Source organism: Candidatus Pseudomonas auctus, from assembly GCF_048654275.1.
In the GTDB taxonomy this organism is placed as follows: Bacteria; Pseudomonadota; Gammaproteobacteria; order Pseudomonadales; family Pseudomonadaceae; genus Aquipseudomonas; species Aquipseudomonas pharyngis.
Genome location: NZ_JBJYZK010000006.1, coordinates 244,541 through 263,628, shown reverse-complemented (window position 1 = coordinate 263,628; position 19,088 = coordinate 244,541). Strand labels below are relative to the sequence as shown.

Below are 19,088 nucleotides of genomic sequence, written 5' to 3'. Positions count from 1 at the left end.
ATGCATCAGTTGCGCTGACCGTTGCGCTCAAACAGCAGACAAGAAAAAACCCGCCGAAGCGGGTTTTTCCATTCGAGCGATGCTTACTTCACATTGCTCGGGGTCGGGCCTTCGGCCACGCCCAGGTCGTCTTCTTGACGCTCGTCAGAGATACCGCGACCGCCCGAGGCCAGCTCGGATTGCAGCACGTCGGTGTCCAGCTCCTTGACCCACTTGGCCACGACGATAGTCGCTACGGCGTTGCCGACCAGGTTGGTCAGGGCGCGGGCTTCGGACATGAAGCGGTCGATACCGAGGATCAGCGCCAGACCGGCCACCGGCAGGTGACCTACGGCCGACAGGGTGGCCGCCAGTACGATGAAGCCCGAACCGGTCACACCGGCTGCGCCTTTGGAGGACAGCAGCAGCACCAGCAGCAGGGTGATCTGATGGGTGATGTCCATGTGGGTGTCGGTCGCCTGAGCGATGAACACGGCCGCCATGGTCAGGTAGATCGAGGTACCGTCGAGGTTGAACGAGTAGCCGGTCGGGATGACCAGACCTACCACCGATTTCTTCGCGCCCAGACGTTCCATCTTGATCAGCATGCGTGGCAGTGCCGATTCCGACGAGGACGTACCCAGTACGATCAACAGCTCTTCACGGATGTAGCGCACCAGTTTGAACACGCTGAAACCGTGAGCCCGGCAGATCGCACCCAGCACCAGCACGACGAACAGTACGCAGGTGATGTAGAAGCAGATCATCAGCTGACCCAGCTGCACCAGCGAGCCGACACCGTAGGCACCGATGGTGAACGCCATGGCACCCAGCGCACCGAGTGGCGCCAGCTTCATGATCATGTTGATGATGTTGAACATCACGTGGGCGAAGCGATCGATCATGTCCAGCAGCGGACGACCGTATGAACCCAGGCGATGCAGCGCATAGCCAAAGATCACCGAGAACATCAACACTTGCAGGATGTCACCGGTGGCGAATGCGCCGACGATGGTGTTCGGGATCACGTTGAGGAGGAAGCCAACGATGCTCTGGTCTTTACTGGCCGTCACATAAGTAGCGATTTTCGAGGCGTCCAGGGTGGTGACGTCGATGTGCATGCCGGCGCCCGGCTGCACAACGTTGACCACGACCAGACCGATCAGCAGGGCAATGGTGGAAACGATTTCGAAGTACAGCAGCGCGTAGCCGCCGGTCTTGCCCACGGATTTCATGTTCTGCATGCCGGCGATGCCGCTGACAACGGTACAGAAGATGATCGGCGCAATGACCATTTTGATCAGTTTGATGAACCCGTCACCCAGTGGCTTGAGCGCCACACCGGTCTGTGGGTAGAAGTGACCGAGCAGGATGCCGATGGCGATGGCAACGATCACCTGGAAATACAGGGATTTGTACAGTGGCTGACGAGTCGTCATTGCAAAGTTCCTCAAGAGTCCCGCGTGGCAACATCCATCTGTTGAACGCGACACCTGAATTGCGAACCCTCCTGCACTGGAGGGATTTGTTGTGTCGAACGGCGCTTTTCCGGACCGGCTCGGCGCACGCTTCTGTCGCTCTTATCGCAAACGTCGTGCCACTTTGGTGCAAATCGCTGCAAGCCTTTTGATATCAGGGGATTCGAGTTTTTCTGTGTCACCATTCGGTGACTCAAGTGTGGCGGATTTCCGCCAACTCGCCCGACCTCGTCCTACAATTTGGCGGAAATCCGCCTTGTTACCGATCAAAGGCAGCCGCTACCATCGGTCGCCAGAGGAAGGATCTGCCGCTTATGCGCGAACGCACCATCGCCAGTCACTTTGCCCGCGCCGCCCTCGGTGGCGCGCGGCGCTCGGGTTACGACTATTCGGACCTGCTGCAGCAACTGGGCATCAGCCCCGAACTGCTCGACGAGCCGCGCGCGCGGATCGCCCCGGAACAATTCACCCAGTTGATCCAGAACCTGTGGCTGGCCCTGGACGACGAATACCTGGGCTTCGGCAACGCACCGAGCAAACCCGGCAGCTTTGCCATGATGTGCCACGCGATCATTCATTGCCGCAGCCTGGAGAAGGCTCTGCAACGCGGCTTATTGTTTTATAGCCTATTCCCCGAAGCCCCGCGCCTGACCCTGACCCATGAAGACGAATGGGTGCGCCTGAGCCTCGACGATGCGCAATTGTGGGACCCGGATCACTTTCTCAGCGAGAGCCTGCTGGTGATCTGGCATCGCCTCGGCAGCTGGCTGATCGGCCAGCGGATTCGTCTTGAACAGGCGAGCTTCAGCTACCCGAAACCGGCGCACGGGGCGGAATACGATTTGCTGTTTTCCTGCCCGCTGGAATTTTCGGCAACGCAAAGCAGCCTGGTATTTCACAGCCGCTATCTGCACATGCCGCTGTTGCAGGACGAACGCACCCTCAAGCATTTCCTCGAACGCTCCCCCGCCGACCTGCTGTCCCGCCCGGACGACGGCAACAGCCTGAGCAGCCGACTGCGTCGCTTGCTCAGCCACGACAGCGCACGCTGGCCGGATCTGGAAGCCGTGGCCGCGCACCTGCACATCAGCCCGCAAACCCTGCGCCGGCATCTGCGCGAGGAAGGCACCAGTTTTCAGGAATTGAAGGATCATCTGCGCCGGGACATCGCGATTTATCACCTGGGGCGGGCCGATCTGTCGTTGCAACAGATCGCCGAACAGCTCGGGTTTTCCGAGCCGTCGGCGTTTCACCGGGCGTTCAAGAAATGGACGGGACTGACGCCGGGGGCTTATCGAGCGCAGGAGCAGTAGGCCGTCACACCGCCGGAAAATGAATCCTGAACGCCGCCCCGCCCATCGGCGAATCCCCCAGGGTCAGCTTGGCGCTATAGCTCTCGATGATGTCCTTGACCACCGCCAGCCCGATCCCCTGCCCCGGGTGCTGGCGGTCGAGGCGTTCGCCGCGTTCGAGTATCCGTGCGCGCTGATCCGGTGGTACGCCGGGGCCGTCGTCTTCGATGCACAGTTCGATTCCGGAATGGCTTTCGCGCACGCTGATGCGCACTTCGCTCAAACACAGGCGATAGGCGTTTTCCAGCAGGTTGCCCATCATCTCCAGCAAGGCGCCCTGCTCGATCGGCACGTAACAGTGCTCCGGCAGATCGAAGGCGACGCGCACGTGTTTGTCGCGGTAGACCTTGTCCAGCGTGTCGCACAGGCTTTGCAGCACCGGGCGCAGGCGCACCTGATGGCGTACCAGACCGCTTTTGCGCAGGCTGGCGCGTTGCAACTGGTAGCCGATCTGCTGGCTCATGCGTTCGATCTGGGTTTGCAGCACCCAGGCCTGGTCGCGGTCTTCGGGGCGCTGGGCCATGTCTTCGCTGACGCCCTGCAATACCGCCAGCGGGGTTTTCAGGCTGTGGGCCAGGTCGTCGAGTGAGTCGCGGTAACGGCTGCGCTGCTGGCGTTCGCTGTGCAACAGGCGGTTGAGGGAGCCGGTCAGGCGCAGCAGTTCGCGCGGGTGTTGTTCACTGAGGCTTTCGAGGGTTCCGCCTTCGATTTCGTCAAGTTCCTGACTGAGCCGGCGCAAGGCTTTCAGACCCCAGGTCAGGCCGATCCACAGCAGCGCCAGCAGCACCAGTAATGCCGCGCCAAAACCGAGGTAGAGATTTTCCCGCAGGCCTTCGAGGGTGGTTTCGTATTCGCGCACCGGTTGCAGGGCCACGATACTGAAGGCCGCGCTTTTGCCGCCGAGCAGTTTGACTTCGACGTCGTAGACGAAGAATTCCTGACCGTTGGCCTCGCGGATCCGTGCGAACTCGTTGCCGAGGCCATCGTAGCGCGGCGTGTAGTTGATCTTCTCTTCCTGGGTGCCCTTCGAGCGCCAGACCAGATGCCCTTCGCGGTCATAGATGTAGCCGAGCAGGCGATTGTCCGTGAGGTTGAAGCGCTCGTCGGGCAACTGTGCCGGCATCATCAGGTGGTTGTTTTCAACCCGCGCGGCGGAGATCAGCGTGGTGACGTCGGACGCCAGTCGCTGCTCGATCGAGTCCTGCAGCGCCAGGCTGAACGCGCCCTGCATCGCCGGGAGCAACGCGAGCATGAACAGCACCGCCAGGGTGGTGGCGGCGAGCATCAGCCGGACGCGAAGGGAACGGATCAAGTGCAGCGCTCATTGAACAGGTAGCCGAGGCCACGCACGGTGTCGATTGGCTTGAACCCGGCCGGGCCTTCGAGCTTGCGGCGCAGACGGCCGACCAGCACTTCAATCACGTTCGGATCGCGCTCGTCGTCATCCGGGTACAACTGCTCCATCAGCCGATCCTTGGGCACCACTTGCTGATGATGGCGCATGAGGTATTCGAGGATCCGGTATTCGTAGGCGGTCAGCGCCAGCGGTTGCTCGTCGAGGGTCGCCTGTTTGCGATTGAGGTCCAGCAACAGCGGGCCGGCGACGATGGTCGACTGGGTGAAACCGCTGGAGCGGCGCAGCAACGCATTGAGCCGCGCTTCAAGCTCTTCGAACTGGAACGGCTTGACCACGTAATCGTCAGCGCCGGCGGCCAGGCCTTCGACCTTGTCCTGCCAGTTGCCGCGCGCGGTGAGGATCAGGATCGGAAAGGTCTTGCCGCCCGAGCGCAACTGGCGGATCAGGTCGAGCCCACCCATGCCCGGCAGGCCGAGGTCGATCACTGCCAGGTCAAAGTTGAATTGCCCGGTCTGGTACAACGCCTCTTCGGCGTTGGCCACGGACTCGACCACGTGACCGCTCTCCGTCAGGCGGGTTTGCAGGTGATGGCGCAACAGCGCTTCATCTTCGACGACCAACAGTTTCATGACGCTCTCCCGGGTAAATCGACAACTCCAAAGGCTTTCGCCTCACATGGCTGCGCCGGATCGCCCCTCGAAGGACGACCCGGCGCGGGCCTGACGCCAGTCGCTTAGAAAGCGTAGTTGGCCGACAGGTAAGTCTGGGCGCTGCTGGTCAAGTCCAGCGAGCCTTGCTTGCTGCCGCCGCTCTCTTTCATCTCGGTGCTGGCGTTGCTGCGCAGGTAACGGTAACCGAGTTCGACCGAGGTGTTCTGCGAGACTTGCTGCAGCACACCGAACTGACCGCCGACGGCGTAACCGATGTCGCTGTCACGGCTGTAGCCTGGCGAATCCTGGGTCAGCTTGGTCAGACCCGCCGTGGCACCGCCGAACAGCTTGGTGCTGCCGCCCACCGGGTAGAACAGATCGTAGCTGCCCAGCAGGTTTTCCTGGCGCAGTTTAATGCCATTGTGCGAGCCCGACACGTTGTCGTAGGTGGCGTAGTAGCGACCCTGGCTGTTTTGCTGACCCAGACGCAGGCCGTAGGTGTTGTTGCCGTCGATGGCCGCGGTGGCGTCCGGGTGGCCGAGGTTGTCGTTCAGGGCGTTGGATTTCTTGATCTTGTCGCTGGTCTGGCCAAAGGTCAGGCCGGCGAAGTTGCTGGTGGTGTCGGCGTGGGCCGCGATACTGGCGCTCATTACGGTAAAAGCCAGCAGCAGTTTATTTAAACGAGTCATGGAGTTTCCTCTTTCACAGTGCTGTTTGGGTATGGCGCAAGGTTACTGAGCCTCCCCTGTACCGCCCCTGAACGCTCTCTGAACCTCGCCTGAATGAAATGAACTAGGCTGTTTTGACCCCTTATTGTCCGGAGACCCGATCATGCGCCTGCTATTGACCCTCGCCCTTCTCGCCTTCAGCAGCCTCAGCCAGGCTGCGATCAAGACCGAGGAAATCCCCTATCAGAGCGCCGACGGCACCAAGCTGATCGGTTATTACGCCTACGACGACGCGATCAAGGGCCCGCGCCCCGGCGTGGTGGTGGTGCATGAATGGTGGGGACTGAACGACTACGCCAAGCGCCGCGCCCGGGATCTTGCCGGGCTCGGCTACAGCGCGCTGGCCATCGACATGTACGGTGAGGGCAAGAACACCGAGCACCCGAAAGACGCGATGGCGTTCATGCAAGCGGCCACGCAAAACGCCGATGCGGCCAGCAAGCGCTTTCAGGCCGGGCTGGATCTGTTGAAGAAACAGCCGCAGACCGACAAGGATAAAATCGCCGCCATCGGTTACTGCTTCGGCGGTGGCGTGGTGTTGAATGCGGCGCGTCAGGGTGTGCCGCTGGCCGGCGTGGTGAGTTTCCACGGCGCGCTGGCCACCAAGACCCCGGCTGCGCCTGGCACTGTGAAGGCGAAAATCCTCGTCGAACATGGCGCGTTGGACAGTATGGTCACCCCGGACAACGTCACGGCGTTCAAGTCGGAAATGGACAAGGCCGGCGCCGACTATCAATTCGTCAGCCTCGACGGCGCCAAGCACGGTTTCAGCAATCCCGACGCGGATCGCCTGAGCCACGGCGATCACGGTGGCCCGGATATCGGCTACAACAAGGCTGCAGATGAAAAATCCTGGGCGGACATGCAGGCGTTTTTCAAGAAAATATTTGGCTAGGCAGAGACATCGCGGCGCGGCCATCGCCAGCAGGCTGGCTCCCACATATGCATGGCGAGCGTTTGTGGGAGCCAGCCTGCTGGCGATGATCGCGCCGCCGATTTAAACCTTGCCACTACCCAGCCCTGACGCTTACCGGCAAAATGCCCGCCATGAATGCCAGCCCTTTCCTCCCCGCCTGCTGCACGCCGCTCGATGCCCATTGGCCACTGCCGACGGTGTTGCCCGAAACCGTATTTCTGAGCACCCATTTCGACCCGTCGCAACTGCTCGGCGATGACTTTCGTCGTAGCGCCATCGAGCCGCCGCCGAGCATTCAGCGTTCGGTGGCCAAGCGGCAGGCGGAATTCCTCGCCGGGCGGATTTGCGCCCGGGCCGCGTTGCAGCAATTGGAAGGCTCAAGCACTGTTCCGGCGATCGGCGAGGACCGTGCACCGGTGTGGCCGGCGCACATCTGCGGCTCGATCACCCACAGCACCGGCCGGGCGGCAGCGATTGTCGCCAACAAACAGCACTGGCGCGGACTGGGAATGGACCTGGAAAACCTGCTCAACGCCGAACGCGCCGAACGACTGGCCGGAGAGATCCTGACCCCGCCGGAAATGCAGCGCATGGCCGCCGGCTCCCGAGATCAGATTGCGTTGTGGGTGACCCTGACCTTCTCGGTGAAAGAAAGCCTGTTCAAGGCGCTGTACCCGATCGTGCAGCAGCGCTTCTATTTCGAACACGCCGAAGTGCTGGAGTGGAATGAACAGGGTCAGGTGCGGCTGCGGTTGCTCACGGATCTGTCCTGTGAATGGCGCAACGGTACGGAGCTTGATGCGCAATTCGGCGTGCAGGACGGCCAGTTGCTGAGTCTGGTCAGCATCCAGGCGTAGGCGGCTTCAGCGCCGTTCCTGATTCCTCGGCCAGCTCAGGCTGAAACATGCCCCGCCCAGACTTTTGCTCTTGCCAATCAACGCCCGGCCGTCGTGCCAGTGGATGATCCGCCGCACGATCGACAGGCCCAGCCCGTGTCCGCCCGACGCCCGGGTGCGGCTGTCGTCCAGGCGCAGGAACGGCGTGAAGATTTTCTCCCAGGCGGTTTCCGGCACACCGGGGCCGTCGTCCTCGACATCCACCCGGCAGCGCATTTGCCCGACCTGATAACTGACCGTGACCTTCGAGCGTGCATGGCGCATGGCGTTGCTCACCAGGTTCTGTAAGGCGCGGTGCAGGTAACGCGGCTCGGCCTCGACCCAGGCGTCATCGCAATCCGCTGCTGACAGGCACAGACCGCGCTGCACCGTGACCTCGGCGCGCAGAGGCGCCAGCTCTTCGATCACCTGATTGACTAGCGCATCCAGGTCAATGCGCTGGAAGGTCAGCGCCGGCGAGCCCTGCTCCAGCCGGGCGTACGTGAGCATTTCGTCGACCAGTTTGTCGAGATCTTCGATGTCGTGGTCCATGCCCTCGCGGTATTTTTCCAGCGCCTGCGGGGTGGTGGCCGAGCCGATCATCTCCAGACCGAAACGCAGGCGCGCCACCGGCGTGCGCAATTCGTGGGACACCGCGCGCACCAGTTCACGCTGAATGGCGAGCAACTGCTGCAAGTGCTCGGCCATGCCGTTGAACGCCGCCGCCAGTTTGCCCACCGAGTCGGCACCCCGGGCCGGCACCCGGGTTTCCAGGCTGCCTTTGGCGATGCGCGTAGCGGCAGCTTCGAGTCCGCGCAAACGCCGTTCAAGCTGACGCACCAATAAATAGACGATCAGGCCGATCAGAGTCAGGCCAAGGGCGGCGATCAAAACCAGCCATTCCGGCGGGTACGGGTTCATCTGATACAACGGCCCGATTTCCAGCACCCACGGCGTGCCGACCATACCGGCGAACACCCGGATCGAATCGCCACCCTTGCCCAGCGCCATCACCGTATCGCCTTCGGACACCCGACGGCTCTGGTCTTCGTCCATGTCCGCGTCGCTGACCGTGACCAGCCGCAAATCGAAGCCGAAGCCTTTGTCTTCTTTCAACTGCGCCAGTCGTTTGGGCTGCTCGCCCACCGGTACCCGCACCAGTTCATCGGCCAACAGGTAAATGGTCGCCCGGGCCAGTTGCTCGCTGATCTGCTGCACCTCGCCCACCAGCACCAGTTGATCCTTGTCGCTGACCAGCCGATAGACCTTGGCCGCGTGCGGGCCGGTCTGTTCGACCAGCGCCTGGCCGCGCTGCACCCGGGTGCGCTGGGTCAGGTCGAGATCGGTCTGGGCGAAAGTCTTCAGCGCCAGCGGAATCCCGAGCAGCCGCTCCCACACCAGCAAGGCGCGATGGCGCTCGGTCTCGTTCATCGGTTGCAGGTTGTCGGCCATCAGCGAAAACGTACCGTGGGCCAGACGCTCGCGATACTGCTCGCTGCGCACCTGATTGAGCAGGTGCAGCGCCAGCACGCCAAGCACCGCCACCAGAATCAGTGCCGCGCACATGCCGCCATAGATGCGCAGGAAAATCGAATTCACAGCGGCAGGTCTGCGCAGGCTTCCGGCACGAACAGATAGCCTTTGCTGCGGATGGTCTTGATCAGGCGCGGATGGTCGGGGTCGTCGCCGATCTTCGGGCGGATGCGCGAAATGCGCACATCGATCGAACGGTCCTGGCCGTCGTAGCCGATACCGCGCAACGCGGTGAATATTTCTTCCCGGGACAGGATCCGTCCGGCGTTGGACACCAGCAGCCAGAGCAGATCGAATTCGGCGCTGGTCAGTTCGATGCCACTGTCGCTGAGCCAGGCTTCGCGCAACGCGTTGTCCACCACCAGCGGGCCGAATTGCAACCGACGCGGATTGCCTGCCGATGGCTCCGGTGTGTCACTGCGTCGCAACAATGCCTGGATGCGTGCCAGCAACAGCCGCGGGCGCACCGGTTTGCACACGTAATCGTCGGCACCGAGGTCGAGACCGAGGATCTGGTCGGCGTCGTCAGTGCGCGCGGTGAGCATCAGTATCGGCCCGTCGTAGCGGTCACGGACCTTGCGGCAGATGCTCAGGCCGTCTTCGCCGGGGAGCATCAGGTCGAGGATTACCAGATCCGGTTGCTCCTTGATGATCCGCGCCGCCGCCAGTGCGCCGTTGCCTTCGATCTCCACGCGCAATCCGTTGGCTTGCAGGTATTCACGGGTCAGTTCGGCCAGACGCTGGTCGTCCTCGACTATCAATACCTGCCAGGCTTCTTGCTCCACGGGTGACCTCTGCTTGCCGATGCTGCTTATAAAGGAAGGATCCTCCCGTCTTTTTGTCATCTTTAAGGAGGATAAGAATGCGTGCGCATGGGCCGATTGTATAAACGGCGAACAACCAGAACACAAGTCGGTAAATGCGTTCGGACAAGGCGGATTTTTGTGATAGGGTTCGCGCCCTCAAAATTCCGCCGCGGCATTTTTTTGCGGTGAAAAACAGTGACAGACGGTCTAGCTCAGCAGGTTCGCGGCCTACACGGGAATTCCTGGTTTCTTACACAATTTACGCACAGGTTTATCCACAGCTCGTACGTTGCAAGCCCCCTCGAAACGCATTATCTTGTAGCACGGCGCGAGGACAGACCCTACATATAGGGTTTTCCATTCCAGAGCCCAACCACATTTCGGACCTGAAACTCAAGTGCTTTATTGCCAGTTTCCGGTTGAACCAAGCAAGTTTTTCAAAGCCCAAACCGCACTTGCGGATGGCACCGTTTTTCAGGTTGGCAACGACCGGAACGGTACGGGTGTTGCAGTCATTACTGTCACCCTGGAAGTAATCCGGCTCGAGCCTTGGCTCGTGGCCGAAAACTTCGGCAAGGATGCGGCGTCATTAGCCTTTTTCCTACTGGTCCGAAGTTGTTATGCCCGACGCCCGTCGGTTGTAGTGCTTCGGACCAGAACGGTGAGCACCATGATGGTGCCCAAACAAACATAGAGAATGTGGAGATCACCCCCCATGCAAACCGACACAACTCGCGAGAACCCGCAGGGCACCTTGCCGCAGGCCGCCGATTCGAATTCGGATCTGGCTGCCACCGCGCCTGGCCAACTGCGTGTGATCAAGCGTAATGGCACTGTCGTTCCTTACACCGATGACAAGATCACCGTCGCTATCACCAAAGCGTTCCTCGCAGTTGAGGGCGGCACCGCTGCCGCTTCGTCGCGAATCCACGACACCGTTGCCCGCCTGACCGAACAGGTCACCGCGACCTTCAAGCGTCGCATGCCGTCGGGCGGCACCATCCACATCGAAGAAATCCAGGACCAGGTCGAACTGGCCCTGATGCGTGCCGGCGAGCAGAAAGTGGCTCGCGACTACGTGATCTACCGTGACGCCCGTTCCAAGGAACGCGCCACCCGCACCACCGCCGAAGCACCGGTACAGGCGCACCCGTCGATCCGCATCACCCGCGCCGACGGCAGCCTCGCGCCACTGGACATGGGCCGCCTGAACACCATCGTCACCGAAGCCTGCGAAGGTCTGGCCGAAGTCGACGGCGACCTGATCCAGCGCGAAACCCTGAAGAACCTGTACGACGGCGTGGCCCTGAACGACGTCAACACCGCGCTGGTGATGACCGCCCGTACCCTGGTCGAGCGCGAGCCGAACTATTCGTTCGTGACCGCCCGCCTGCTGATGGACACCCTGCGTGCCGAAGGTCTGGGCTTCCTGGGCGTGGCCGAGAGCGCCACTCACCACGAAATGGCCGACCTGTACGCCAAGGCACTGCCGGCCTACGTTGCCAAAGGTATCGAGTTCGAACTGCTGAACCCTGTGCTGGCCTCCTTCGACCTGGAAAAACTGGGCAAGGCGATCAACCACGAGCGCGACCAGCAATTCACCTACCTGGGCCTGCAGACCCTGTACGACCGTTACTTCATCCACAAGGATGGCGTGCGTTTCGAACTGCCGCAGATCTTCTTCATGCGCGTGGCCATGGGCCTGGCGATCGAAGAGAAGCAGAAAGAAGACCGTGCGATCGAGTTCTACAACCTGCTGTCCTCGTTCGACTACATGGCTTCGACCCCGACCCTGTTCAACGCCGGTACCCTGCGTCCACAGCTGTCGAGCTGCTACCTGACCACCGTGCCGGATGACCTGTCGGGCATCTACCACGCGATCCACGACAACGCCATGCTGTCGAAATTCGCCGGCGGCCTGGGCAACGACTGGACCCCGGTTCGTGCGCTGGGCTCGTACATCAAGGGCACCAACGGCAAGTCGCAGGGCGTGGTTCCGTTCCTGAAAGTGGTGAACGACACCGCCGTCGCCGTTAACCAGGGTGGCAAGCGCAAAGGCGCTGTCTGCGCCTACCTGGAAACCTGGCACATGGACATCGAAGAGTTCATCGAGCTGCGCAAGAACACCGGTGATGACCGTCGTCGTACCCACGACATGAACACCGCCAACTGGATCCCTGACCTGTTCATGAAGCGCGTCTTCGATGACGGCAAGTGGACCCTGTTCTCGCCGTCCGAAGTACCGGACCTGCACGACCTGACCGGCAAGGCCTTCGAAGAGCGCTACGAGTACTACGAAGCCCTGACCGAATACCCGGGCAAGATCAAGCTGTTCAAGACCATCCAGGCCAAAGACCTGTGGCGCAAGATGCTGTCGATGCTGTTCGAAACCGGCCACCCATGGCTGACTTTCAAGGATCCGTGCAACCTGCGCAGCCCGCAGCAGCACGTCGGCGTGGTTCACAGCTCGAACCTGTGCACCGAGATCACCTTGAACACCAACAAGGACGAGATCGCGGTCTGCAACCTGGGCTCGATCAACCTGCCGAACCACATCGTCGACGGCAAGCTGGACACCGCCAAGCTCAAGCGCACCATCGACGTCGCCGTGCGCATGCTCGACAACGTGATCGACATCAACTACTACTCGGTACCGCAGGCGAAGAACTCCAACTTCCGTCACCGTCCGGTCGGCCTGGGCATCATGGGCTTCCAGGACGCGCTGTACCTGCAGCACATCCCTTACGGTTCCGACGCTGCCGTCGAGTTCGCCGACAAGTCGATGGAAGCGGTCAGCTACTACGCGATCCAGGCTTCCTGCGATCTGGCCGACGAGCGCGGCTCGTACGAGACGTTCCAGGGTTCGCTGTGGTCCAAAGGCGTACTGCCGCTGGATTCGCAACAGATCCTGATCGAAGCACGTGGCCAGAAGTACATCGACGTCGACCTGACCGAGTCCCTGGACTGGGCACCGGTTCGCGCCCGTGTGCAGAAAGGCATCCGTAACTCGAACATCATGGCCATCGCACCGACCGCAACCATCGCCAACATCACCGGCGTCTCGCAGTCGATCGAACCGACCTACCAGAACCTGTACGTGAAATCGAACCTCTCGGGCGAATTCACCGTGATCAACCCGTACCTGGTTCGCGACCTGAAGGCTCGCGGCCTGTGGGACTCGGTCATGATCAACGACCTGAAGTACTACGACGGTTCGGTTCAGCAGATCGAGCGCATCCCGCAAGAACTCAAAGAGCTCTACGCGACCGCGTTCGAAGTGGACACCAAGTGGATCGTTGACGCCGCCAGCCGTCGTCAGAAGTGGATCGACCAGGCCCAGTCGCTGAACCTGTACATCGCCGGCGCATCGGGCAAGAAGCTGGACGTGACCTACCGCATGGCCTGGTACCGTGGTCTGAAAACCACCTACTACCTCCGTGCCCTGGCCGCGACCAGCACCGAGAAGTCGACCATCAACACCGGCAAGCTGAACGCCGTATCCAGCGGCGGCAACCACGGCGACGACTCGGTCCTGGCAGCCCCTGCCGGCCCGGCTCCAGTACCGAAGGCTTGCGCCATCGACGAGCCGGATTGCGAAGCTTGCCAATAAGCTGAGCTGAATCGGGCGTTGTAAAACGCCTGACCCGATAAACCCCCGACAGACTTCTGGTTTGTCGGGGGTTTTCTTTTGCCCGCGCAAAAAGCAAAAGCAAAAGCCGCCCTCACCCTAACCCTCTCCCGGAGGGAGAGGGGACTGACCGAGGTGTTTTATAGAGATACGCCGACGTGAAATACCGAGGTGAACTTGGGTTTTGAAACGCATACAACTCAACCCCTGCTTTCTCTGTTCCTGCTTTCTCTGTTCCTGCTTTCTCTGCTCCTGCTTTCTCTGCTCCTGCTCCTGCTCCTGCTTCCACTTCCGCTGCTGCTTCTGCTTCCGCTCTCCACCACTCAACACGATGAGCGTTAGCTCGAGTACCGCTTTTGACGTGCCGGCCCCATCGGCAGGCTGAGTGGAGGGATTTATCCGGGGGTGGGAGCGCAGCGACCGTGCGGCGCAGCGGCATGCATCGAGAGGAGGTGCAGCGAAGCAAACCGTAGGCGATGCCCCCGGATGAATCCCGTAACGAAGGAACATCGAGCCAAAGCGAGGTGCCGAACGCCGGGGCCCAGCGTTTTGGTTACTTTTGGGCGTTTGCAAAAGTGACTCGCTGTAAAAGCGAAACCGCCAGCGGCAGCACCCGAAGCAACGGATATTCACCCAATCAACCAAAGCATGGTCGTCCACCTGGACGCCACAGCAGACAAAAAAAAGCCCCTCAAAAAGAGGGGCTCCTTAACCAGCCAAAACCCAGAAATCAGGTCATCTGAATAATGGTCTGCATGATAGTGCTCTGAGTCGAAATGGTCTTGGCATTCGCCTGATAGTTACTCTGCCCCTTGATCAGATCAACCAGCTCATTGGTCAGGTTAACGTTCGACTCCTCCAGCGAGTTCGAAACCACCGACCCCAGCGTACCGGTCTCCGGCGCATCGTAGCCCGGAATACCCGAAGCGAAAGTCTCTTTCCAGCTGGTACCACCGATCGGCTGCAGGCCCTGCTCGTTGGTGAAGCTCGCCAGCGCAACCTGGCCGATGGCCTTGCTCTGGTTGTTGCTGAAGTTGGCGAACAGCGTACCGGTACCGTCGATGGTCAGGTTGGTGATCTGGCCAGTGGCGTAACCATCCTGAGTCGGGATCGAACGCGCGGTGTCAGCGTTGTATTGAGTGGTCTTGGCCATCGAAATAGTAATGCCGGCCGGGTTAGCCGAAGCACCGTTGGCCGTCCACACACCGTTGGTGACAGTGCCCGGTACCCAGCCAGTGAGTTTCAGGTCGCTGCTGATCACGGCAGGCGGAGTACTGACCTGAGTCAGCTTGCCAGTGGAGTCAAAGGTCATGGTCGATGCGACAGGCGCAGTGACTTTCGGGTCGCTGCCGGTAGCATCCGGGTTGCGACCGTCCACCAGGGTGTAGACCTTCCAGGTGTTGGCGCCGGTCTTCACCATGTACTGATCCATGACATGGGAGTTGCCCTGGCTGTCATAGATCGGAGTGCTGAACGACTTGGTGTAGGTCGCGAGGTTGGTCGGGTCGAACTTGCCGGCCGCTACTGTGTCGTCGATCACCGGAGCGGTCGAGTTCAGGTTGATGGTCGAGGTCACCAGCGAGGTGGACTTCGGCGCCAGGTTCGAGGTGTCGATCTTCAGATCGGTCAACACGCCGTTGATGATCTTGCCGTTGGAGTCCACACCGTAACCTTGCAGACGCGAGGTGTAGTCGGTGTTGGTGATGAAGCCGTCCTTGTCGACCTTGAACGTACCGGCACGGGTGTAGGAGATCGAACCGTTGTTGCTCAGGGTGAAGAAGCCCGAACCGTTGATCCCCATATCCAGCACGTTGCCGGTGTTGTTGATGTCGCCTTGGGTGAACTGCTGGGAAACGTTGGCCAGACGCACGCCGTTACCAATGACCTTGCTGCCGCTGCCCAGGCGAGTCGCCGAGTAGACGTCTTCGAATTCTGCGCGGGACGATTTGAAACCGGCGGTCGCGACGTTGGCGATGTTGTTGCCGGTCACGTCCAGTTGCTTGTTGGCTGCATAGAGACCGCTAAGGCCGATATTGAAAGACATATTCCACTCCTTTGTGCCGGTTAGTCGGCTCTATATACCAATGGTTTGTACTTTGGACAGGGCGACGGTGCCTTTGCCGGACAGGTTGAGCATCAGCTCGCCGCCGGTCTGGCTGATCGTCACGCTGGTGACCGTGGCTGGCAGATAGGTCGCCAGGTCGGTCGCGGTGCCGTTGATCGAGGCGTTGGCCTTGACGGTGTAGGTACCGGTTTTCACCAGGTTGCCGTCCTTGTCCTTGCCGTCCCAGGTGAAGCTTGCATCGCCTGCGGCGCGACTGCCCAGATCAATGGTGCGAACGGTGGCGCCGCTGCTGTCGGTGATGGTGACGGTACCGCCGGCAATCGACGACGGAACGGTGACCGAACCGGTCATGCCTTTGCTCGGATCGTCCAACTGAACCGTGTTGGTCTGCACAATCACATTGCGACCCACCAGCGACGACGCCTGCAGGGCTTGCGACGAGTTGTAGTTGCCGGCCAGCGAACTGACGGTGCTGTTGAGGGTGGTGATCCCCTCGAGGCTGCTGAACTGCGCGAGCTGGGCAACGAATGCGCTGTTGTCCTGCGGGTCGAGCGGGTTCTGGTTCTTCAGCTGAGTCACCAGCAGTTGCAGGAACGCGTCCTTGCCCAGGGCCTGGCCGCCGGTCGAGCTGTTGGTGGCCGAAGCGATGCCGCCGGTGGTCGTGCTACTGGTCTTCTTCGAAGAGTTGGCCAGTATGTCGTTCATCGTCAGGCTGCTGGTGGTATCGGTAACACTCATGGCAGTCGCCCCTTATTACTGACCGAGGGTCAGTACCTTCTGCATCATGGTTTTGGCGGTGTTCATCATTTCGGCGTTGGTCTGGAACGACCGGCTCGCGGAAATCATGTCAGCCATTTCTTCCACCACGTTGACGTTCGGGTAGTAGACGTAGCCTTTGGCGTCGGCCGCCGGATGGTTCGGCTCGTAGCGCGCTTCGAGGTTGCTCTGGTCTTCGACCACGCCCATGACCTGCACGCCCTGGCCCGCAGCATCCTGGTTCTGGAACAGCGAATTGCTGCCGCCGCTCTGGCCGCCCTGGAACATGGTGGCGAACACCGGGTGACGGGCGCGATAAGTCTGGTCGATGCTCGACGAGACGGTCTCGGCGTTGGCGATGTTCGAAGCCACGGTATTGAGACGGGTGGTCTGGGCGCTCATGCCGCTGCCGGCAATGTTGAAAACGCTGGACAGGGACATGGATTACTCTCCGCGCAGGGCTGAGACCAGCCCTTTGAATTTGCTGTTGAGCAGGGTGAAGCTGGCCTGGAAGCCGACGGCGTTTTCCGCGTAGTTCGACTGTTCCAGTTGGGCGTCCACGGTGTTCTGGTCGATCGACGGCTGCATCGGCGTGCGATACATCAGCGACTCGTCGCCATTGCCCAGACCTTCAGCTTCGATGTGACGGCTGTTGGTCATGTTCAGGGCGATGGTGCCGTTGGCGTTCTTCTGGCTCTGTGCTTCGAGCACTTTGGAGAACTCCAGATCCCGCGCCTTGTAATTCGGGGTGTCGGCGTTGGCGATGTTGTTGGCCAGCACTTCGGCACGCTGGGCGCGGAAGCCCAGAGCCTTTTCGTGAATGCCGAGCGCTTTATCGAAGCTGATGCTCATGTCGGGAACCTTCAGGTGACCGGATTTTTCGTAACTGGGTTATAGCAAGCGGCGTGCCAGCTTGAGAAAGCCCCGGATTACGGGGCTTTGCATGCAATCGGCAACACGGCAATGCCAGAAAAGCGGCAACCGGTTTCCGCCGGATGCCGCTTTTCTGCCGCCTGCCACCGGCAAAAACCTTCAGGCATAAAAAAACGGGAGCCCCTGAGGACTCCCGTTTTTTTTGTCGCCAGTGTTTCACTTCGCCTGGTAGATGATCCCCGGGCTGCACTGAACCATCTGGTAATGATCCGGCAGACCGTTCAGCGCTTCGGAAGCGCCAAGGAACAGATAACCGCCCGGCTTCAGCGTGCTGTGGATGCGCAACAGGATGTCCTTCTTCACCTCGGCGGAGAAGTAGATCAGCACGTTGCGGCAGAACACGATGTCGAACTTGCCCAGGCTTGCGTAGCTGTCGAGCAGGTTGAACGAGCGGAATTCCACCCGGTTCTTGATCGGCGCCTTGATCACCCAGCGCCCCGGCCCTTTCGGGTCGAAGTAGCGCTGCAGACGATCGGCGGACAGGCCGCGGCCAATCGCCAGGCTGTCGTACTCGCCGGTCTTGCAGTTGGTCAGCATGCTGCCGGACAGATCCGTGGCGACGATCTGCACGCCCATCTTCAACTGACCGATGTTCGTCCGCTCGAACTCGTCGATCGACATCGACAGCGAATAGGGTTCCTGACCCGACGAGCAGGCCGCCGACCAGATCCGCAGACGCTGGTTGGGAGCGGCCTTGATCGCCTCGGGCAGCACCTTGTTCTTCAAGACTTCAAACGGATAGGTGTCGCGAAACCACAGGGTTTCGTTGGTCGTCATGGCATCGACCACCTGCTCGCGCAAACCGCTGCGCGGCTGGGTCTGGATGCGCTGTACCAGCTCACCCAGGGACTTGATGCCTTGCTGCTCCATCAGTTTGTTGAGACGGCTCGAGACCAGATACTGCTTGTTTTCACCGAGCAAAATGCCACAGGCTTTTTCCAGGAAGACCCGGAACTGTTCGAAATCCAAATTACCCGTAGACAAATGATGCCGCCTCTTAAATCGTGTTGAACGCCAGGGGCAGAAGGCCCTTAGCTGATGTCTGCTGCTTTGATCCGGTCGACTACCCGGGATGCCAGGTCATCAGGACGGAACTTGGCCAGGAAGTCATCGGCACCGACTTTCTTGACCATCGCCTGATTGAACACACCCGACAACGAAGTATGCAGGATGATATGAAGCTTTTGCATGCGAGGGTCGCTGCGAATCTCGGCCGTCAGGGTGTACCCGTCCATCTCCGGCATTTCGATGTCGGAGATCATCATCAGGAACTCTTCTTCCGGCTTCTTGCCCTCGTCGACCAGCTTGCGCAGGTAATCCAGCGCCTGCCTGCCGTCGTTCAATGCCACCACTTCGACACCGACCGTCTGCAGGCAACGCGTCACCTGCTTGCGCGCCACCGACGAGTCATCGACCGTCAGCACCCGCAGCGACAACGCCTTGCTCTGGGTCTCGACATCCACCACGCCGACCGAAATCGCTTCCGGGGTCGGCGCAACTTCCGCCAGCACCTTCTCGACGTCGATGATTTCGACTAACTGATTGTCGACCCGAGTCACAGCGGTCAGGTAGTGATCGCGTCCGGTGCCCTTGGGCGGCGGATGAATCTCTTCCCAGTTCATGTTCACGATACGTTCCACCGAGCGCACTAGGAAACCCTGGGTCTTGGTGTTGTATTCCGTGATGATCACAAACGGACTGTTCTTGTCTTTCAAAGCACCGGAGCCGGTCGCCATCGCCAGATCAAGGATCGGAATGGTCGCCCCCCGGATATTCGCCACCCCGCACACGACAGGACTGGACTTGGGCATCAGCGTCAGTTGCGGGCACTGCAGCACTTCCCGAACCTTGAACACGTTGATCCCGTAGAGCTGCTGACCGTCGAGACGGAACAACAACAGCTCCAGGCGATTCTGCCCCACCAGTTGCGTGCGCTGGTTCACCGAATCCATTACACCAGCCATGCCCAGACTCCTACACCAACGCCAAGTGTTGTTGCGACGCACATTCATTGCTAAACGGCACGGCGCTT

At 60.5% G+C, this 19,088-nt stretch carries 16 protein-coding genes; 4 read left to right on the top strand and 12 right to left on the bottom strand.

What is annotated here, in order from left to right; genetic code table 11:
- Nucleotides 1-83: 83 nt before the first annotated feature.
- Nucleotides 84-1,418 carry a dicarboxylate/amino acid:cation symporter gene (locus ACKUG4_RS14325; protein ID WP_039772890.1) on the bottom strand — a complete coding sequence of 445 codons (1,335 nt, stop codon included), beginning with the start codon at nucleotides 1,416-1,418 and terminating at the stop codon, nucleotides 84-86.
- A 353-nt stretch (nucleotides 1,419-1,771) separates the two neighbouring features.
- Between ACKUG4_RS14325 and ACKUG4_RS14320 the strand changes: the two genes are divergently transcribed.
- Entirely contained in the window at nucleotides 1,772-2,770 is a 999-nt protein-coding gene (locus tag ACKUG4_RS14320) for an AraC family transcriptional regulator (RefSeq protein WP_085647380.1), read from the top strand.
- A gap of 4 nt (nucleotides 2,771-2,774) precedes the next feature.
- Here ACKUG4_RS14320 and ACKUG4_RS14315 read toward each other — a convergent pair whose 3' ends face one another.
- The 3 genes from ACKUG4_RS14315 to ACKUG4_RS14305 form a co-directional block, all read right to left on the bottom strand.
- Entirely contained in the window at nucleotides 2,775-4,121 is a 1,347-nt protein-coding gene (locus ACKUG4_RS14315; protein ID WP_064598667.1) for an ATP-binding protein, read from the bottom strand.
- The gene (locus ACKUG4_RS14310) at nucleotides 4,118-4,795 is read right to left on the bottom strand and encodes a response regulator transcription factor (protein ID WP_007957754.1); all 678 of its coding nucleotides are present in this window, start codon (nucleotides 4,793-4,795) and stop codon (nucleotides 4,118-4,120) included. The genes ACKUG4_RS14315 and ACKUG4_RS14310 overlap by 4 nt, the downstream gene beginning before the upstream one ends.
- Nucleotides 4,796-4,899: 104 nt before the next feature.
- Nucleotides 4,900-5,505: a hypothetical protein gene (locus ACKUG4_RS14305; RefSeq protein ID WP_064598671.1), complete on the bottom strand. Its 606-nt coding sequence runs from the start codon at nucleotides 5,503-5,505 to the stop codon at nucleotides 4,900-4,902.
- 142 nt (nucleotides 5,506-5,647) lie between these two features.
- On the opposite strand from ACKUG4_RS14305, the gene ACKUG4_RS14300 reads away from it, so the two are divergent.
- Together ACKUG4_RS14300 and ACKUG4_RS14295 are read left to right on the top strand one after the other, a co-directional pair.
- Entirely contained in the window at nucleotides 5,648-6,439 is a 792-nt protein-coding gene (locus ACKUG4_RS14300; protein ID WP_445434240.1) for a dienelactone hydrolase family protein, read from the top strand.
- Between the two features lie 152 nt (nucleotides 6,440-6,591).
- Nucleotides 6,592-7,317: a 4'-phosphopantetheinyl transferase family protein gene (locus tag ACKUG4_RS14295; RefSeq protein WP_445434239.1), complete on the top strand. Its 726-nt coding sequence runs from the start codon at nucleotides 6,592-6,594 to the stop codon at nucleotides 7,315-7,317.
- Between the two features lie 6 nt (nucleotides 7,318-7,323).
- Here the strand turns inward: ACKUG4_RS14295 and ACKUG4_RS14290 are convergent, their stop codons facing one another.
- Nucleotides 7,324-8,934, bottom strand: coding sequence for an ATP-binding protein (locus ACKUG4_RS14290; protein WP_007957745.1), 1,611 nt, complete (start codon nucleotides 8,932-8,934; stop codon nucleotides 7,324-7,326).
- Nucleotides 8,931-9,653, bottom strand: a complete 723-nt coding sequence (locus ACKUG4_RS14285; protein ID WP_064598677.1) for a response regulator — start codon at nucleotides 9,651-9,653, stop codon at nucleotides 8,931-8,933. Before ACKUG4_RS14285 ends, ACKUG4_RS14290 begins: the two co-directional genes overlap by 4 nt.
- A 736-nt stretch (nucleotides 9,654-10,389) precedes the next feature.
- Between ACKUG4_RS14285 and ACKUG4_RS14280 the strand changes: the two genes are divergently transcribed.
- The gene (locus tag ACKUG4_RS14280) at nucleotides 10,390-13,284 is read left to right on the top strand and encodes a ribonucleoside-diphosphate reductase subunit alpha (protein WP_011335505.1); all 2,895 of its coding nucleotides are present in this window, start codon (nucleotides 10,390-10,392) and stop codon (nucleotides 13,282-13,284) included.
- 748 nt (nucleotides 13,285-14,032) lie between these two features.
- On the opposite strand, the gene flgE is transcribed toward ACKUG4_RS14280, so the two are convergent.
- The 6 genes from flgE to ACKUG4_RS14250 all read right to left on the bottom strand — a co-directional run bounded on the left by flgE (nucleotide 14,033) and on the right by ACKUG4_RS14250 (nucleotide 19,020).
- The gene (flgE, locus tag ACKUG4_RS14275) at nucleotides 14,033-15,346 is read right to left on the bottom strand and encodes a flagellar hook protein FlgE (RefSeq protein ID WP_039772113.1); all 1,314 of its coding nucleotides are present in this window, start codon (nucleotides 15,344-15,346) and stop codon (nucleotides 14,033-14,035) included.
- A gap of 30 nt (nucleotides 15,347-15,376) precedes the next feature.
- Complete coding sequence (flgD, locus tag ACKUG4_RS14270; RefSeq protein ID WP_039772111.1) at nucleotides 15,377-16,105, bottom strand: flagellar hook assembly protein FlgD; 729 nt, start codon at nucleotides 16,103-16,105, stop codon at nucleotides 15,377-15,379.
- 15 nt (nucleotides 16,106-16,120) lie between these two features.
- Nucleotides 16,121-16,564 carry a flagellar basal body rod protein FlgC gene (gene flgC / locus ACKUG4_RS14265; protein ID WP_007960329.1) on the bottom strand — a complete coding sequence of 148 codons (444 nt, stop codon included), beginning with the start codon at nucleotides 16,562-16,564 and terminating at the stop codon, nucleotides 16,121-16,123.
- A gap of 3 nt (nucleotides 16,565-16,567) precedes the next feature.
- Complete coding sequence (flgB, locus tag ACKUG4_RS14260) at nucleotides 16,568-16,975, bottom strand: flagellar basal body rod protein FlgB (protein WP_007960328.1); 408 nt, start codon at nucleotides 16,973-16,975, stop codon at nucleotides 16,568-16,570.
- Between the two features lie 237 nt (nucleotides 16,976-17,212).
- Complete coding sequence (gene cheR, locus ACKUG4_RS14255; RefSeq protein WP_007960327.1) at nucleotides 17,213-18,040, bottom strand: protein-glutamate O-methyltransferase CheR; 828 nt, start codon at nucleotides 18,038-18,040, stop codon at nucleotides 17,213-17,215.
- A 47-nt stretch (nucleotides 18,041-18,087) separates the two neighbouring features.
- Nucleotides 18,088-19,020 (bottom strand): chemotaxis protein CheV, encoded by a 933-nt coding sequence (locus tag ACKUG4_RS14250; RefSeq protein WP_011335509.1) that lies wholly within the window; start codon nucleotides 19,018-19,020, stop codon nucleotides 18,088-18,090.
- Nucleotides 19,021-19,088 lie beyond the last annotated feature (68 nt).

Coding starts and splice junctions, on each gene's coding strand:
- ACKUG4_RS14250 (WP_011335509.1), bottom strand. CDS start 19,020: ATGGCTGGTGTAATGGATTCGGTGAACCAGCGCACGCAACTGGTGGGG.
- ACKUG4_RS14295 (WP_445434239.1), top strand. CDS start 6,592: ATGAATGCCAGCCCTTTCCTCCCCGCCTGCTGCACGCCGCTCGATGCC.
- flgE (WP_039772113.1), bottom strand. CDS start 15,346: ATGTCTTTCAATATCGGCCTTAGCGGTCTCTATGCAGCCAACAAGCAA.
- ACKUG4_RS14305 (WP_064598671.1), bottom strand. CDS start 5,505: ATGACTCGTTTAAATAAACTGCTGCTGGCTTTTACCGTAATGAGCGCC.
- ACKUG4_RS14325 (WP_039772890.1), bottom strand. CDS start 1,418: ATGACGACTCGTCAGCCACTGTACAAATCCCTGTATTTCCAGGTGATC.
- ACKUG4_RS14300 (WP_445434240.1), top strand. CDS start 5,648: ATGCGCCTGCTATTGACCCTCGCCCTTCTCGCCTTCAGCAGCCTCAGC.
- ACKUG4_RS14310 (WP_007957754.1), bottom strand. CDS start 4,795: ATGAAACTGTTGGTCGTCGAAGATGAAGCGCTGTTGCGCCATCACCTG.
- flgC (WP_007960329.1), bottom strand. CDS start 16,564: ATGTCCCTGTCCAGCGTTTTCAACATTGCCGGCAGCGGCATGAGCGCC.
- flgB (WP_007960328.1), bottom strand. CDS start 16,975: ATGAGCATCAGCTTCGATAAAGCGCTCGGCATTCACGAAAAGGCTCTG.
- flgD (WP_039772111.1), bottom strand. CDS start 16,105: ATGAGTGTTACCGATACCACCAGCAGCCTGACGATGAACGACATACTG.
- ACKUG4_RS14320 (WP_085647380.1), top strand. CDS start 1,772: ATGCGCGAACGCACCATCGCCAGTCACTTTGCCCGCGCCGCCCTCGGT.
- ACKUG4_RS14280 (WP_011335505.1), top strand. CDS start 10,390: ATGCAAACCGACACAACTCGCGAGAACCCGCAGGGCACCTTGCCGCAG.